General features: G+C 63.5%; 20 protein-coding genes. 9 read left to right on the top strand and 11 right to left on the bottom strand.

Features of this window, described 5'->3' with window-relative positions:
* Positions 1-158 precede the first annotated feature (158 nt).
* Both AB7C87_RS20805 and AB7C87_RS20800 read right to left on the bottom strand, forming a co-directional pair.
* A complete protein-coding gene (locus AB7C87_RS20805) occupies positions 159-617 on the bottom strand; it encodes an NOB1 family endonuclease (protein WP_369731432.1) in 459 nt (152 codons plus the stop codon).
* 4 nt (positions 618-621) lie between these two features.
* On the bottom strand, positions 622-867 hold the full coding sequence (locus AB7C87_RS20800) for a PRC-barrel domain-containing protein (protein ID WP_369731431.1): 246 nt from the start codon (positions 865-867) through the stop codon (positions 622-624).
* 192 nt (positions 868-1,059) lie between these two features.
* Here AB7C87_RS20800 and infB point away from each other — a divergent pair, with 192 nt between their 5' ends.
* Positions 1,060-2,865, top strand: a complete 1,806-nt coding sequence (infB, locus tag AB7C87_RS20795; protein ID WP_369731430.1) for a translation initiation factor IF-2 — start codon at positions 1,060-1,062, stop codon at positions 2,863-2,865.
* A gap of 49 nt (positions 2,866-2,914) precedes the next feature.
* A complete protein-coding gene (locus tag AB7C87_RS20790) occupies positions 2,915-3,094 on the top strand; it encodes a DUF7987 family protein (protein WP_369731429.1) in 180 nt (59 codons plus the stop codon).
* A gap of 177 nt (positions 3,095-3,271) precedes the next feature.
* On the opposite strand, the gene AB7C87_RS20785 is transcribed toward AB7C87_RS20790, so the two are convergent.
* From AB7C87_RS20785 to AB7C87_RS20775, 3 genes are all read right to left on the bottom strand, one after another.
* Complete coding sequence (locus tag AB7C87_RS20785) at positions 3,272-3,811, bottom strand: hypothetical protein (protein ID WP_369731428.1); 540 nt, start codon at positions 3,809-3,811, stop codon at positions 3,272-3,274.
* 142 nt (positions 3,812-3,953) lie between these two features.
* A complete protein-coding gene (locus AB7C87_RS20780) occupies positions 3,954-4,328 on the bottom strand; it encodes a cyclophilin-like fold protein (protein ID WP_369731427.1) in 375 nt (124 codons plus the stop codon).
* A gap of 26 nt (positions 4,329-4,354) precedes the next feature.
* Entirely contained in the window at positions 4,355-5,275 is a 921-nt protein-coding gene (locus AB7C87_RS20775) for a PH domain-containing protein (protein ID WP_369731426.1), read from the bottom strand.
* A 192-nt stretch (positions 5,276-5,467) separates the two neighbouring features.
* On the opposite strand from AB7C87_RS20775, the gene AB7C87_RS20770 reads away from it, so the two are divergent.
* The 5 genes from AB7C87_RS20770 (at position 5,468) to AB7C87_RS20750 (ending at position 9,803) form a co-directional block, all read left to right on the top strand.
* Positions 5,468-5,836, top strand: a complete 369-nt coding sequence (locus AB7C87_RS20770) for a hypothetical protein (protein ID WP_369731425.1) — start codon at positions 5,468-5,470, stop codon at positions 5,834-5,836.
* A gap of 181 nt (positions 5,837-6,017) precedes the next feature.
* Positions 6,018-7,679 carry a glutamine hydrolyzing CTP synthase gene (gene pyrG, locus AB7C87_RS20765; RefSeq protein ID WP_369731424.1) on the top strand — a complete coding sequence of 554 codons (1,662 nt, stop codon included), beginning with the start codon at positions 6,018-6,020 and terminating at the stop codon, positions 7,677-7,679.
* A gap of 195 nt (positions 7,680-7,874) precedes the next feature.
* The gene (locus tag AB7C87_RS20760; protein WP_369731423.1) at positions 7,875-8,279 is read left to right on the top strand and encodes a DUF5518 domain-containing protein; all 405 of its coding nucleotides are present in this window, start codon (positions 7,875-7,877) and stop codon (positions 8,277-8,279) included.
* 283 nt (positions 8,280-8,562) lie between these two features.
* Entirely contained in the window at positions 8,563-9,480 is a 918-nt protein-coding gene (gene guaA, locus AB7C87_RS20755) for a glutamine-hydrolyzing GMP synthase (RefSeq protein ID WP_369731422.1), read from the top strand.
* A gap of 2 nt (positions 9,481-9,482) precedes the next feature.
* On the top strand, positions 9,483-9,803 hold the full coding sequence (locus tag AB7C87_RS20750) for a DUF7126 family protein (protein ID WP_369731421.1): 321 nt from the start codon (positions 9,483-9,485) through the stop codon (positions 9,801-9,803).
* A 444-nt stretch (positions 9,804-10,247) separates the two neighbouring features.
* On the opposite strand, the gene AB7C87_RS20745 is transcribed toward AB7C87_RS20750, so the two are convergent.
* Both AB7C87_RS20745 and AB7C87_RS20740 read right to left on the bottom strand, forming a co-directional pair.
* Complete coding sequence (locus tag AB7C87_RS20745) at positions 10,248-10,979, bottom strand: 5-formyltetrahydrofolate cyclo-ligase (RefSeq protein ID WP_369731420.1); 732 nt, start codon at positions 10,977-10,979, stop codon at positions 10,248-10,250.
* Positions 10,976-11,644 carry a MogA/MoaB family molybdenum cofactor biosynthesis protein gene (locus tag AB7C87_RS20740; RefSeq protein WP_369731419.1) on the bottom strand — a complete coding sequence of 223 codons (669 nt, stop codon included), beginning with the start codon at positions 11,642-11,644 and terminating at the stop codon, positions 10,976-10,978. Before AB7C87_RS20740 ends, AB7C87_RS20745 begins: the two co-directional genes overlap by 4 nt.
* A 77-nt stretch (positions 11,645-11,721) precedes the next feature.
* Between AB7C87_RS20740 and AB7C87_RS20735 the strand changes: the two genes are divergently transcribed.
* A complete protein-coding gene (locus AB7C87_RS20735) occupies positions 11,722-12,762 on the top strand; it encodes a zinc-binding dehydrogenase (RefSeq protein ID WP_369731418.1) in 1,041 nt (346 codons plus the stop codon).
* Between the two features lie 61 nt (positions 12,763-12,823).
* Positions 12,824-13,141: a DUF7977 family protein gene (locus tag AB7C87_RS20730; protein WP_369731417.1), complete on the top strand. Its 318-nt coding sequence runs from the start codon at positions 12,824-12,826 to the stop codon at positions 13,139-13,141.
* 91 nt (positions 13,142-13,232) lie between these two features.
* Here the strand turns inward: AB7C87_RS20730 and AB7C87_RS20725 are convergent, their stop codons facing one another.
* From AB7C87_RS20725 to AB7C87_RS20710, 4 genes are all read right to left on the bottom strand, one after another.
* Positions 13,233-13,550 (bottom strand): DUF7853 family protein, encoded by a 318-nt coding sequence (locus AB7C87_RS20725; protein WP_369731416.1) that lies wholly within the window; start codon positions 13,548-13,550, stop codon positions 13,233-13,235.
* 133 nt (positions 13,551-13,683) lie between these two features.
* Positions 13,684-14,244 (bottom strand): NUDIX hydrolase, encoded by a 561-nt coding sequence (locus tag AB7C87_RS20720; RefSeq protein WP_369731415.1) that lies wholly within the window; start codon positions 14,242-14,244, stop codon positions 13,684-13,686.
* 93 nt (positions 14,245-14,337) lie between these two features.
* On the bottom strand, positions 14,338-15,276 hold the full coding sequence (locus AB7C87_RS20715) for a diacylglycerol/lipid kinase family protein (protein WP_369731414.1): 939 nt from the start codon (positions 15,274-15,276) through the stop codon (positions 14,338-14,340).
* A gap of 114 nt (positions 15,277-15,390) precedes the next feature.
* Positions 15,391-15,804 (bottom strand): Lrp/AsnC family transcriptional regulator, encoded by a 414-nt coding sequence (locus tag AB7C87_RS20710; RefSeq protein WP_369731413.1) that lies wholly within the window; start codon positions 15,802-15,804, stop codon positions 15,391-15,393.
* Positions 15,805-15,814 lie beyond the last annotated feature (10 nt).

Here is a 15,814-nt window from a genome sequence, read left to right as displayed (position 1 = left end):
CTGATGTGTGTCGTCTACAACATCAAACGTGCCGTCAAACAGTGAAATCCACCGCCTTACAGCGATTCAACAAAGCCGCCGGAACTGACAACGGCAGATCGTACGAGACGTCGACCGACTCGAGCGCTCTCGGTTCGATCAGTTCGCCGTCAGTTCGATCAGTTCGGGTTCTTTCGGGCGAGCGCCGAGCCACAGATCGGGCATCGATCTTTCTCCTCGTCGAACTCCCGGCCACAGCCTTGACACTGGAAGTGCCACTGGCGCTGTTCGTCGATCCCTTCGCGGGCGATAACCTCCACACCGACGTTTAGTTTCTCCGCGACGTTTTGCATCGCGTAGTCGTCCGTGACGAGCGTTGCGTCGAGTTCGAAACTCGCCGCGACGAGGCGAACGTCGGTATCGGAGAGCACCTCGAGATCACCAGACTCCTTCGCCGCGCGTCTGACCTTTTCCGTCGTGTCCTCGTTCGGGATGTGGATGTGCATCCCGGATCCCTCCATCGCGTCGTAGCGATAGGCGCTTTCGTCCTCGAGTTCCTCGCGGACGAGCGGGATCGTCGCAGTCTGTTCTGTCGTGTGAAAGTCGTGAATAAAAGCCGAAGAGTCGAGAACGTACATACCGTTAGCGCTTGACGACGATGTAGTCTTTCACCGCCTGAACGCGGCTGACGGGGACCAGAAATCGGCCGGCGTCGTCGATGTCGAAGTCGATCCGCTGGGTCGGAACGTCCTCGTCGGGTTCGACGATGAGGTCGTGGAGTCCGCCCGTCTTGATGTCCATCGTGATGTTGTAGAGCAATCCAAGCTCGGTGCCGTCGGATCCCATGACGGACTTGCCCGAAAGGTTTTCAGCGAGTATATCGCTCATGTATACTCGTATTTACTAATCGGTATTAAAAACACGGGGAGCGTCGCATCAGCCAGCAGACAGCATCCGGCTCGTTTTCGCCTCGATCGACGTATTCACCGACTCGCGGGCGGGTTTCTCGCGCCGCCGTGACGATGGGTTTAACTATGGCCCTGCGGACGCTCTAGACAAGACCTTCTCTGGTGGTTTACCATGTCGGAACCCGACGCAGACACTCTCGATCCCACATCCCTCAGAACGCCGATCGTCGCCGTCCTCGGACACGTCGATCACGGCAAGACCAGTCTCCTCGATAAGATCCGCGGCTCCGCGGTCATCGAGGGCGAAGCAGGCGCGATCACCCAGCACATCGGAGCCACCGCGGTTCCGCTCGACGTCGTCTCGACGATCGCCGGTGATCTCGTCAATCCGGACGACTTCGACCTCCCGGGGCTCCTCTTTATCGATACGCCCGGACACCACTCGTTTACGACGCTTCGATCTCGCGGCGGCGCGCTCGCCGATATCGCCATCCTCGTCGTCGACGTCAACGACGGCTTCCAGCCACAGACCCTCGAGGCCCTGGACATCCTCAAGCGATCGGAGACGCCGTTTATCGTCGCGGCGAACAAGATCGACACCGTTCCCGGCTGGAACGCCAAGGAGGATTCGCCGATCAACGCGACCTACGAGTCTCAGTCCGACCGCGTGAGTTCGCGCCTCGACGAGAGCCTCTACGAGATCATCGGCAACCTCTCGGACGAGGGCTTTTCGGCGGACCTCTACTGGCGGGTCCAGAACTTCCAGCGCAACGTCGGCGTCGTCCCCGTGAGTGCGATGACCGGCGAGGGCGTCCCCGACCTGCTGGCCGTGATGATGGGGCTCTCCCAGCGCTACATGAAAGAGGAGATGGAGATCGACGTCGCCGGCCCCGGCGTCGGCACAGTCCTCGAGGTCAAAGAGGAGAAAGGCTTCGGGACGACGATCGATACCGTCCTCTACGACGGGACCGTTCGCGCGAACGACCAGCTCGTCGTTGGCGGGCAAAACGACCCGATCGTCACCGACGTTCGGGCGCTCCTTCAGCCCCGACCGCTCGCGGAGATTCGAACCGAGAGTCGCTTCGAGAAAGTCGACGAGGTCTCCGCCGCGGCCGGGATCAAAGTCGCCGCGCCCGATCTCGAGGACGCGATGGCGGGCGCGCCGGTCCGAGTCGTCCGAAATCGTGAGTTAGGGCAGGTCGTCACCGAAGTCGAGGCCGAACTCGCGGACATCGCCGTCGACACCGCCGAACAGGGCGTCGTCGTCAAAGCGGACACGCTCGGCAGTCTCGAGGCGATGGCCGACGCGCTGGACGAAGCCGAGTTGCCGATCGTCCGCGCGGAGGTCGGCGACGTCGCCCCGCGGGACGTCTCCGTGGCCTCGACGGCCGAAGACCCGAAACAGCAGGTCATCCTCGGCTTCAACGTCGACGTCCTCGACGACGCCCACGATCGTGCCGAAATAGACGACGTCCGGATCTTCGCCGACGAGGTCATCTACCAGCTCATCGAGGAGTACGAGGAGTTCGTCGACGAACTCGAGCGCGCCCAGCAGGATACGATCCTCGAGAACATCGTCCGACCGGCCCGATTCAGGATCCTCCCGGATCACACGTTTCGACAGAACGATCCCGCCGTCGTCGGCGTCGAGGTGAATTCGGGAACGCTCCAGAACAACTCGAACGTCGTCAAGTTCGACGGGAACGATCCGGAGCGCGTCGGCCAGGTCAAAGGCATTCAGGAACAGGGCGAAGACATCGACGAGGCTCGCGCCGGCAACCGGGTCTCGGTCGCGATCGACGGGCCGACCGTCGGCCGCGGCATCGAGGAAGACGACGAACTCTGGGCCGAACTCCCCGAGAAACACGCGAAGATCTTAGAACAGGAACTGACCGACGAGATCCCCGGCGACGAACTCGAGGCGCTGAACATGTACCTCGACAAACAACGGAGCCGCGATCCGTTCTGGGGCAAATAAAAATCAAATACCCGACATTCTTTTGTAATCTCGAGCGAGAGGGGGCTGTATGGTTTCCCGTGAAAACAAAGTTCTGACCGGGTTCGTCGTGGTTGCACTCGTTCTCGCCTACGGAGGATTTTTGTTGACAGATGTGCCATCGACCGTTCTAATTGGGATACTGATCTTCGTTGGCACCGTCGCACCGTTACTGGTGAATAACTACCTCGACAACCGAGAATCGACCTGACCGACTGAATCGCTGTACGCACGTTGTTCGTCCGCCAGCGTTCACTTCTGGGGCATGTAAGCGGGCACTGCGACCGTGTTGTATAGTAACAACTGCAACGATGTAGACACCCATCGCCGATCCGTCTGGCGATCAGGTGTGCACTGACGTGCAGTGACTACTATCGTATCGTCGAGTTCAGCCGCATCGATCGTCCATCGACAGATCGCCGGAAAACGGTGCGTCGATCACGTCGAACTCCGCCCGAATCATCGTTTCCCCTTTCTCGTGATCGACGTCGTCGCCCGCAACGTGCGCTCGCGGTTGGTTCCGGACGCTGGGCTCCCAGTGGCCCCTGACTTCTGTCCGCCCGTCGTGTGGAAACAGTCGCGCGTGTAACTGCCAGTCCCCGTCGTCGGATAGCCGAACGAGGTTGCCGCGTTCGTAGACGACCTCGTCGTATCGCTCGTACGCGTGAAGGTACGACAGGTAGTATTCGGAGAACCCGCGCCGTTTGAACTCGGCGATCGCGTCCACCGGGGACATATCGAGCACGCCGATATATCCCGCCTCCGACGGCGTACAGACGGCGAGTGATTGTGGTACGTGATCGTTGAACTGCTCGTAGGAGAGACGCGCCGTCGTCGTTCGAACCGACGACGGTGACGCGACGTGGGCGAGCCCGCCGGCCGTAAGCAATCCGGCACCGGAAACGGCCAAAAAACTCCGCCGATTCATTCGGATGAGACACTGTTAGAGCGGAGTAAATACACCAGGATGCAATCGTCCACACACTATGGGAGTTGGCACTCGTTCCGGCGTTCGAGTCCGGCGGAGCGGCCGATTCGGCGACGGGTATCCGACCGCGTCGCATTGTCCGTCACTCGAGTCGCTCGAGGCGAACCCGCGCCCCGCCGTCGACTTCCTCGAGCGCCGACGTATCGGAGAGCCGGGCGACGACGTCGACCGGCGAAGCCGCACGGGGCTCGCCATCCACGCTCGCGGGCGTCTCGCCCCAGAATAGACACAGTTTGCTCCCGGGCGGCCAGTAGGCGATCGCTCCCTTCGGAACTGCCTCCCTGGCGTTCTCCGCCGGGGCGTCGACCGGGACGTCGAAGTAGAGTTCCTCACCCCATCGGACGGCGTCCCCGGAAAGCGGGAGCGCCTCCTCGAGCGCTCGTCGCGTCTCGGGTGCGTCGTCGGTCCAGTCGGCCTCGAGTTCGAGGTCGTCGACGGTGACGCGAAGATCGGCCATAGCTGGGCCGACGAACTCGAGTTACTTCAACGCCGACGGTCGGGTTCCGTGGCCGGATCCGCGGACGAAGTCGTCCGCGCTCGCTCGCGGGCGCGGTCAATCCCCTCGAGCACGGCATCGGGGTCGTCGATCACCGAGCGATCGCACCGCAGACTCGGCCACAGCCGTTGCTCGAGGACGAGTTCGTCGTCGGTCAGCCGAACGTCGTCGATCCGTTCCCAGGGGACGAGTGAGCTACTGAGCCCCGTCTCTATGAGAATGCCGGCGTCGTGTGCCGCCATCTCGGAGCTACCCCACCGATCGGACGGTTCGAACTGGCCCATGATCCCGTCGTCCATCCAGAATGTCGCGAGCATCACGGCGCCCCAGAACGCCCAGAACAGGCCAAACCTGCTCCCCAGTACGGTGCTGACGAGACCACCTGCGATCACCGCGAGCCAGACCGCCGTGAGGACGTATCTATTCGAAAGCGCGGAGAGCTTCCGGTACGACCAGGTGGCGGTGGGCTCGTCGCGCGTCAGAAACGTAACGTAGCGGCTTCGTGCCATGTGGGCGACGCCGAACCCGAGAGCGCCGGTGAGGACGAACGAGACGGCGGCGAGGAGGAGAAGCCGATTGCTGGGATCGATCGACGTGTAGGCGGAAATCGGTATCATCGCTCCGAAGGCTGCCGCGGGCGCGTAGCAGGCAAGTCGGCGCCACAGACGTTCGCCAATGCGTTCGGCCAGTCCGGACGTCCGGCCCGCGAGGACGAAGCCGACGATGGTCGTAAACGTGACGGCGGTCGGAAACGTCGACAGGATCGTCGGCGTCTCCGCGCCCGCGAGGACGCCGGCGGCAGCGAGGACGCTGGCGACGAGTATTCCGGCGTAGAATCCGACCGCCGTCTTGAAGCCGATGTCGGGTGCGCCGAGATCGGCGACGTTCACGCGATCACGAGTTGCCACGGTGGATCGTTCGACGCTCGTCGGTATAAAGGATAGCGTTCCGACAGAAACCGTTCGCCGTCGCAATCGTCGAGACGCGGAGCCAGCACGAACAGGACTGCGTTGGATACCGTCGTAGATGACGTCAGTGGTTATAAACTGGTTGAGCCTTCCACTGGAACCACTATCCGATCGTTGCTGGTGGGTTCAGGTATGCTCGTCCATCTCCGCCAGTACAAACACGAGGAGGTCCAGTTCGACGACAACCGGACGACCGGCGAGTCCCAGACCGAGGACACGGTCGACAAGGATCCCGAGGAGTACTTCGGGAAGAGTACCGACGAGTTCACCGCCGAGACGTGGGAGACCGTCGAACACGAGGGTGATCCGATCCAGCGCCGCTCGCTGACGATCGACGGCGTCGCGTCCGTCTCCGTCCCACAGGAACCGACCGACGAGGACGATCCGGATCTGCCCGGACGGACGGTCCAGATTCGGATGGGTGGCACCGCCGAGTACGTAGCGCAGGCCGAGATCGTCGAGGCACAGGACGAAACCCCGCAGGATCCGGAGAGCGAGTGAACGGCCACGAAGAAGGACCGGCGAATGATCGACCGTACGGTCGCGACGCCCGGCTTTCGCCTCCGCGCGGACTCGAGGAGCGACGGCTGTCAGCGGACCGTTTCACCGCCTGGAGTGACAACGCCTGTCGGAGCCGATCCAGTCCCGAAATCGTTTTCAACTGCTCGCGCGGACACTCGGTATGCCGACGGAATCGGACACTCATTATGACCCCTCTCTGGGGAACAAGTTCATCTTCGTCACCGGCGGGGTGATGTCGGGTCTCGGCAAGGGGATCACGGCCGCGAGCACCGGCCGTCTCCTCAAGAACGCCGGGTTCGACGTCACCGCGGTCAAGATCGATCCGTACCTGAACGTCGACGCGGGGACGATGAATCCCTACCAGCACGGGGAAGTCTACGTCTTAGAGGACGGCGGCGAGGTCGACCTCGATCTGGGGAACTACGAGCGGTTTCTCGACGTCGATATGACCTCGGATCACAACGTCACCACGGGGAAGACCTACCAGCACGTCATCGAGAAAGAACGCGCGGGTGACTACCTCGGGAAGACCGTCCAGATCATCCCGCACATTACTGACGACATCAAACGCCGCATCCGCGAGGCGGCCGAGGGAACCGACGTCTGTCTCGTCGAGGTCGGCGGCACCGTCGGCGACATCGAGGGGATGCCCTACCTCGAGGCGCTCCGGCAGTTCGCCCACGAGGAGGACGAGGAGGATATCCTCTTTGCACACGTCACCCTGGTTCCGTACTCGAAAAACGGCGAGCAAAAGACGAAACCCACCCAGCACTCGGTCAAGGAGGTGCGCTCGATCGGCCTCCAGCCCGACGTGATCGTCGGTCGCTGTGAGGATCGACTCGAGCCCGAGACGAAAGAGAAAATCGCCCTGTTCTGTGACATCCCGACGGAGGCGGTGTTCTCGAACCCCGACGTCGAGGACGTCTACCACGTGCCGCTGATGGTCGAAGACGAGGGGTTAGACCAGTACGTCCTCGAGCGGTTTGGTCTGGCCGACGAGGCACTCCCCGAGGGGGAGCGAGCCAACGAGTGGCGCGAGATCGTTACCACGGAGAAAGACGGCGAGATCGACGTGGCGCTGGTCGGCAAGTACGACTTGGAGGACGCGTACATGTCGATCCACGAGTCGCTGAAACACGCCGGCTTCGAACTCGGCGTCGACGTGAACGTCCACTGGGTCCACGCCGACGGCATGGCCGAGAGCTACGACGGCCAACTCGAGGGCGTCGACGGGATCATCGTCCCCGGCGGCTTCGGGATGCGCGGTGCGGAAGGGAAGATCCGTGCAGTGCAGTACGCCCGCGAGAACGACGTTCCCTTCCTCGGGCTCTGTCTTGGCTTCCAGATGGCCGTCGTCGAGTACGCCCGGAACGCGCTCGGGCTCGAGGGAGCCCACTCGGCGGAGATGGACGGGGAGACGCCACACCCGGTCATCGACATCCTGCCCGAACAGTACGAGGTCGAGGATATGGGCGGAACGATGCGACTCGGCGGACACACGACGGTGATCGAACCTGAGACGCTCGCATACGACCTCTACGATGATACGTCCTGTTCCGAGCGCCACCGCCACCGCTACGAGGTCAACCCCGAGTACTTCGAACAGTTCGAGGACGAACCGCTCGTCTTCTCGGGTACCGCCGGCAACCGGATGGAGATCCTCGAACTCGAGGACCACCCGTACTTCCTGGGAACGCAGTTCCACCCGGAGTACACGTCCCGGCCCGGTCAGCCGAGTCCACCGTTCCTGGGGCTGGTCGAGGCGGTCGTGGAGCGAGCCAACGGTGATGAGGCCGCTGTCGAACCCGAAGCACAAACCTGATTCCCTGCTCGCACTCGCGTGTGAGTGCGGTGACGTTCGACGACGATAGGGAACGAACGATCGAGATACGGTGTCGATGCTGTCCATTTGTGATGGACTGGGAGCGCCTCGAACCGTGTCCGAAAAAATATACAATAGCCGACCCGATTACCGGGTAGGATCGTGGCTATCCCGACCAGAATTATCCAGTGGCTATTGGACGAAGATGTATCGGCTGCGACAGCGCTCGGGTTCCTCTCCCTTCCCGTCACGGTGGCCGTCTCCCTGAGCACGGGGCCGTCCCATTACAGTGCCGGCCCAGTGGTACTCGCTGGGTTCCTCGCGGGACTGTACTACAGCACCCGATCGACCTCCGCCGTTCGCGCTGGCTTGCGAACCGGCGTCATCGGCAGTCTCCCCGCCGTCTGGGCCTCTGCCAGTTTTGTCGCGTCTGGATGGGCGATATCGCCCGGCTACGCCGCCCTCGGGGTCGCGTTCGCGTTGCTCTGGCACTTTCTCGCCTTCGTGGCCTTTGGCTTTTTCAGTGTCCTCGGTGCGCTCGTCGGCAACGTTATCGGTCGCGTCCCTCCGTTTCGTCGCATCGGCTCGACGGCGGTCTGACCCGACGATCCGGAACACCGCCGCGTACTTCGGCTCGACGACAACGGTCGCGCTGGTCTCACCGACCGTGACGAACTGTCGCGGCAGGTCGGCAGGTCGAGGTTCGCAGACGTCGTCACGTCGTTCGAACACTCGAGCCGTTGTTCGAAACCGTCTCACGGCGTGATCGACTGACGATTCAAAATCGTTTTGTCCGTCCCGATCCGAAACTCGTCATGGCGACTACGCTCGATAGCACTATTCTGTACGCAGTTGCGACGAGACGGCAGGAGGGTGAACACTGATGGTAGACACAGAGACGTTCGTACCCGACGCAGTAGCAGAGATCGAAGACGAAATCGGCGACGCAAACGCCGTCATCGCCCTCTCGGGCGGCGTCGACTCCTCGGTCGCCGCCGCACTCGCCTACGAGGCGATCGGCGACCGACTCACCCCGGTCTACGTCGACACCGGCCTGATGCGGAAAGGCGAGACCGCCCAGATCCGCGAGACGTTCGACTACATGGAGTCGCTTCGCGTCGTCGAGGCGAAAGATCGGTTCCTCGAGGCGCTTTCCGGGGTCACCGACCCCGAAGAGAAACGGTCGGTTATCGGCGAGCAGTTCATCCGCGAGTTCGAGCGCGAGGCGAAAGACGCTGGCGCGGACTACCTCGTCCAGGGGACGATCTACCCCGACCGCATCGAGAGCGAGGGTGGGATCAAGTCCCACCACAACGTCGGTGGCCTCCCCGAGGTCGTCGACTTCGAGGGCATCGTCGAACCGGTCCGCGACCTCTACAAGGACGAGGTTCGCGAGGTCGCTCGCCACCTCAGTCTCGAGGAAGTCGTCGCCGAACGAATGCCGTTTCCCGGCCCGGGGCTCGCCGTGCGCGTGATCGGCGAAGTGACCGAGGAGAAACTCGAGGTCGCCCGCGAGGCCTGTCACGTCGTCGAGGAGGAACTCGAGGAGTACGAGCCCTGGCAGGCCCTCGCCGCGGTGATCGGCAAGGCGACGGGCGTCAAAGGCGACAATCGCGTCCACGGCTGGGTCGTCTCCGTTCGCTCGGTCGAGAGCCGCGACGGGATGACCGCCCGCGCCCAGGAACTCGACTGGGAGACCCTCCAGCGAATCCAGTCGCGGATCACCGGGACGAACGAGAACGTCGCCCGCGTCGTCTACGACGTGACGCACAAACCGCCGGCGACCATCGAGTACGAGTGACGATGGAGGTGATCGTCGCCGGACCCGACGAGGACGGGATCGCACCGGCACTCGAGGACGAGGGCGCGACGGTCGGCCGTCTCGAGGGCGTCGTCTCGCGTCCGGAACTCGAGTCCGCCGGAATCGTCGACGCGGATCTGTACGTGCTGACCGACGTCGACCAGGCGACGACGATTCCGATCGTCTGCGATCTCAACGACGAGATCCGAACCGTCGTCTACGCACGCGATACGGTCCCGGAGTTCGTGCGGGGCCAACTCGACTTCGCGGTCGACCCGGAGTTGATCGACCCGTCCGTCGTCGCGGACGAGTTGCTCGACTGACGACGAACCGGACGCCGGCGTCCGGTCGCGCCGGACCGTCGATCGGCGCGTTCAGTTTTGCCGACGATCGCTCGTCGCTTTGCGCAGTCGGTAATGTAAAACCATTATGAAATCTGTGGTTACGAGGTATGAACGTTCTAACTGTTGATATCGGTGGATTGAATCCGAGTTAAATGCGACGGAATTCGGCGTAAGAACGGTATACCGTCATCCCCGTTCAAGTGGTTCTCCCCGGTAGGATGTGATGGAGGTCGACGGGTAGACCCCACCGAGGCACCCCACGCCTGTTCCCGTGACTTCCAGCAATCCCACCACAGCACCCTTCCCCCCACCATTGCCATACCGTTTCCGACGCGGGCTACTGCACCGGCCTGCGTCACACCCTGCGGTTCTGGCACCCCCGGGACGTGCGTTGCGTCCCGGGATGGACTTTTCGTACGCGAGTTACAACTGACGTTCCCGAAGTCGACTGAGGACGGGGATCTCCGTCAGGCGTTCCTCCTCGAGGAGGCCCCAGTCGATTCCGGACGGCACCGCGGCGCCGTCCGGTCGCATCACGCGTTCGGGCGTGACGACTAGGTTCATCGGGACGTCGTGTGTGCCGAACTCGAGGTCGTCGTCGACGAGCTGTCGGTCGTGGACGGTCGTCGCGACCGTTGTCGCCTCGTCGACGAGGTCGAGTTCTCGACAGATGGCGTACTCGAGGTCGCTGTATCCTTCCCCCTTTCCAATGCGGCCGCCGTCAGCGACGGCGACGCTTCCGGCGACGATCAGGTCGATCGACTCGAGGGCGTCCGGGCCGACCTGTACGCCGTGGTTCGCGGAGCCGGAGACGGTGGTCGCCTCGTCGTAGTCCTCGAGCACGTCGGGGTCGAGTTCGAGAAAACACCGCTCGTCGCGTAGCCGTGGAACTGCCATGTAGACGGTCTTTCCGTCCCGGAGCGCCCGTCGTCGCACGGGGAGTTGTGGTGCGTCGGGGTTCGCCTTGATCGTCGTCGCCTCCGCCCACTCGGGCTGGTCTGCGAGGCGTTCGGCGGCTTCTTTGGCGCCCGCAAAATTCGGAATCCGCCCGTGGGGTGGGAACGGAAACCGGGCCGTACCGCTCTCCTCGAGGTCGTCCCAGACGCGTTGTCGAACCGATTCCTTGTCGATCTCGTCCACTGATTCGCTCGTCATCGGTTTCGGGGTTCGGCGTCGTTGGTTCCGGTTTTGCTTCGTGATTCGGCGTCGTTGGTTCCGTCGCCATTTCGCGATTCGGCGTCGATCAGCGTCGCGTCGTCGTGGCTCCCATCGTCGTCTGCGCCGCCGTTGCCACGCGCGAGTTCGACGAGGTGGCGCGCTTCGTGGAGGAGTATCTCCTCGACGCCGAGTCGGGCGGCCTCGGCGTTCCCCGGTAGGCTGAAAACCGGGGTCGATTCGGCGACGCCCGCGAGGGTTCGGGCCGCGACGACACGGGTGCCGACGGCGTCGTAGGCGAGCATCGTGAACAGGTCGGTGAATGCCGGAAGCCGCTTGTCCAGAAGGGGTTCGATCGCCTCGATGGCGATGTCGTCCGGTTCGACGCTCGTGGCGCCAGCGGTCACGACGACGTCGACGTCGTCGCGTTCGATCACCCGAAGAACGATCGACTGCACGCGATCGTGGTCGGGGCCGACGTGCTCTCTCGTCGCGATTTCGTGTCCGGCCCCCTCGAGCGCCGAGCCGATCGCCTCGCCGGCCGCGTCGGACGCGAGCGTTCGGTTCGAGGCGACGGTGACGATGCCGACGCCGAGTGACGGATCGGGTCCGGCGTCGTCACTGCCGGTCGCGTTCGCGGCCGTGGTCTCGTCGGTCTCGTTCATGGTGTGGCTTCGGTATCCACCGGGAAAACGCTGGCCAACCGAACCGTTATGGGCGCCGTTTCCGTCCGTGAGGACGTATGCAGGCAGTCAAGGTCACGGCACACGGCGACACGGACGTCATCGAGTACGGCGAGTACCCCGATCCCGACGTCGGTCGAGACGAGGTGCTCGTCGACGTGAAGGCGGGCGCGCTCAACCACCTCGACGTCTGGGTTCGTCGCGGACTGCCGACGCTTTCGCTCGAGATGCCCCACGTCCCCGGAAGCGATGCGGCGGGCGTCGTCGAGTCGGTCGGCGAGGACGTCAGTCGGTTCGAACCGGGCGACCGGGTCGCCGTAACCGCGGGGGTGAGCTGTGGTGACTGCGAGTTCTGTCGGGACGGGGATTCGACGCTCTGTGTCAACTTTCACCTCCTCGGCGAGCACGTCACTGGCGTCCACTCGGAGTACGCGGCGGTACCGGAGGAGAATCTGATTCCGGTTCCCGACGGCGTCGACTGGATCACTGCGGGTGCGTCGACGCTGGTCTTCCAGACCGCCTGGCGAATGCTGATCGACCGGGCGGATATCGAGGCCGGCGAGTCGGTACTGGTACTCGGCGCGAGTGGCGGGGTCGGACACGCCGCCGTCCAGATCGCCGACTACGCGGGCGCCGAGGTGTACGCGACCGGCAGTACGGACGCAAAGCTCGAGTCGGCCCGCGATTACGGTGCGGATCACGTCGTCAACTACGAGGAACGCGAGTTTCCGGGATGGGTGCGCGAGAAGACGGGCGGGCGCGGGGTCGACGTCGTGGTCGACTACATCGGCGCGGGGACCTGGCGGGACTCCATCAAGAGCCTCGCGAAGAACGGTCGACTCGTCACCTGCGGAGGGACCGCGGGCGGAAGCCCGGAGACCGACATCCCGCGGATCTTCTGGAACCAGTTGCAGATTATCGGCTCGACGATGGGGACGCCGGGGCAGGTCGACGACGTGATGGCCCTCGTCTGGGACGGGACGTTCGAACCGGCGATCCGCGAGGTGCTCCCGATGAGCGAGGCGGCCCGCGCCCACGAGATCGTCGAGGGTCGCGAGGGGTTCGGGAAGGTCGTGGTTCGCCCGGATAGCGAACTGTAACGGTTCGGAACGCGCCGACCAAACCGTGAGGACTTTCCTATCCCAGCGATAAGAGACGCTCGTGACTTCGAACGACGACGGCGGCTACGTTCACGATCCCTCGACGTTCGACGAGGACGGTCAACGCCGCGAGAGCGCGGACGGATCGTCGGGCAACGACTGGATCGAGGGGCCCGTCCACCCCGCGGATGCCGACCGCGAGTTCGACTGGCGAGGGTGGGTACTCGTCGCCGTTATCGTCTTCGCGTTCGTCGTCTCGCCGCTTGCGATTCTTCTGTGGCCGCCCGACGTGAGCTACCTGTTCGCGCTGTTGATCCTGCCGCTCGTCCCGGCAGTGTTACTCGCAGTGACGGCCGTCTGGGCGACGACGCGACCGTAAATCGCTGATTCGCTCGAGCGCCAGGAAAACGTGGACGTGGGTGGTGTCGTTACGCTCGAGCGCCAGGAAAACGTGGACGTGGGTGGTGTCGTTACGCTCGAGCGCTGGTGGCGTCCTCGAGGCGCTCGAGGACGGCGGATCCGTGGACGAGGTCCTGTTGGGGTGTCTTCTCGGAGTCGAGATAGTCCGCGAGTTCGCCCGTGAGTCGGCGAATCTGTCGGCGGGTGAACGTCTCCGGTTCGTCGTCGGATTCGATCGTTTCGAATACGTCGATTGCCCACGCTGGTGGCGTTTGCTCGGCGTCGAGTGCGTCGTCGACGCGCATCGCCATGACGTGGTGGACGACCCATCGTTCTTCTCGGGAGAGCGCAATTTCGTGCGTCTCGGTTTCCGGTGGTGGGGAACTCATTTCGTCACACGGACCGATTCCGTCGGCCCTCAAGGGACGATACGAACAGTACCGTAATAAGCCTTGTTGCATGATACCACGTAGCAATCGGGGGCGTGACTACGCCCGTCCGTCGGCGAGAACCTCCGAGGAGTTACCGGACGTCTCGCCGAAGCGCGATCTCGAACCAGGGACAGAGGCGAAGCTGTCGGTACCACTCCGGATTCGCGGACAATCGCTCGTAGGGTACCCACATCAGCCCGGCGACCTCCTCCTCGTTTGGCTCGAGGGAGCGGTCGGTTAGCGTGAGCTTCAAGACGGCACAGACCTCGTGTTCGACCCCCTGGTTCTCGAAGTAGCGTTTGTACTCGAAGCGGTCGGTCAGGCGCACCTCGTCGTACTGGTCGGGCGTGATTCCAAGTTCCTCCTCGAGTCGTTCCCGGGTCGCTTCCTCCTGGCTCTGGCCCTCGACGGGGTGGGAAGCGACCGTTCCGTCCCAGTAGGTTCCCCAGAGGCGCTTGTCGGGGGCTCGCTGTGCGAGTAGGACGTTGTCGTCCTCGTCGAAGACCAGCGAGGTGAACGCCCGATGACGGGTTCCGTCCCCGGTGTGTGCCTCGAGGCGGTTGACGAGTTCGAGTTCGGTGTCGTCTTGGTCGACCGCGATCACGTCCTGTGCGGCGTTTTCGTGCTCGAACTCTTCCGGTGAGGTAGTCATACTCTCCTAATCGGAGAGGCGCCTGAAACCAGTATCGCTCCGACACCAACCACCTCGACGATCGACAGGCACTCGTCCGGTCTGCTCGTACCGTCAGTCCGTCGGGTTCGCGTCCGGATTCGGTCGATATCCGTCGCCGACGACGATGCGAACTGCCCGCTCTTTCGTCTCGAGGGTGAGTCGGTCCGTTTCGAGTATCTCGCCGTCTAGACTGTATCCGACGGCGCTTCGCAGGCTCTCGATCGAGAGCGACTGCGCTCGCCGACGGGCGATATGCGGGGCATCGTGGCCGAACAAGCCCTCGCGGGCCATCTCTTCGACGAGACCGAGTGAAGGAGCATCCTCGACGATGGTCACTTCAAACAATCCGTCTTCGACGTTCGCCTGTCCACCGCGGTGGGGTCCGAACCGACGGCAGTTTCCGACGAGAACGAGCAACGCCCGTCCCTCCCACGGCTGCTCGAGTTCGTCGCTCGCCCGCTCAGCCGTCGCGACCCGAAGAGGGAGCGAGTCGAACGATCGCAGGGTCTCGAACGTCGACTTCACGTACGCGAGTACGCCCAGTTCTCGCTTGCTCTCGGAACTCGTCTCGGCACTGGCCTCCGCGGTGACGCCTCCGACACAGGAGTTGACGAACGCGCGATCGTTTGCGATTCCAAGGTCTATCCAGCGGCGTCGGCCCCGTTCGATCGCCTCGAAGCCGCTTTCGATTCCCTCGATGCCGACGTTCGTCGCGAAGTTGTTCCCTGTCCCTACCGGAACGACGGCGACGGTCGTCGACTCGAGGGCGTCAGCCGCGCGGACGCCGTTTACGACCTCGTTTACCGTGCCGTCGCCGCCGGCCGCGGCGACGACGTCGAAGCGGGATGCGACCTCGCGGGCGAGGTGTTTCCCGTCACCCGGTTCCTCGGTACGACGCATCTCGAATCCGTGTTCTCTCGCTCGCTCTACGACGTCGTGGGCGTGGTCCTCGCCGCCGCTGACGGGATTACAAACGAGAACGCGGTCCTCGTTTCTGTCGTTTATCCCCATCCGGTGGGCGTAGGACAACCGCGTGCAAAAGGAATCTCCCGGCGTACGCACTCGAGCGGTCGACGCCCCACTTGGTGCGTCCCCAGCCGGGTCGACGTCGACCGGCCACAAACGTCAGCCGAGTTCCTCGTCGAGGATGAGACGCGTCTTCGTGCTCACGACCTCCTCCTGATCGCGCGCCTGCGTGATGAGGTCGTTGACGCCGCGGGTGTCGGCGGCGTCGACGACGAGGACGATGTCCTGCTCGCCGGAGACCATCCAGACGAAGTCGACCTCCTCCCAGGTAGCCATCCGCTCGGAGACCGCCTTGGTGTCGACGTCGACCGCGACGCTGATCTCGACCATCGCCTTGACGTTCCCTGTCCGAGTCGAGATCGTAAACCGCTCGATGATCTCGTCGTCCATCATCCGTTCGACGCGGTTGCGGACAGTCCCCTCGCTGGTTCCGACCTCGTCGGCGATCTCGGTGTACGGCGTCCGGGCGTCCCGTCGGAGGCTATCGAGGATCTGTCGGTCCAGATCGTCCATGGAGATCCGA

It is taken from the genome of Natrarchaeobius versutus (genome assembly GCF_041205745.1).
GTDB classification, from domain to species: domain Archaea; phylum Halobacteriota; class Halobacteria; order Halobacteriales; family Natrialbaceae; genus Natrarchaeobius; species Natrarchaeobius versutus.
Note: the sequence above shows the minus strand (reverse complement) of the source record. Positions and strands in the feature narration are given on the sequence as shown.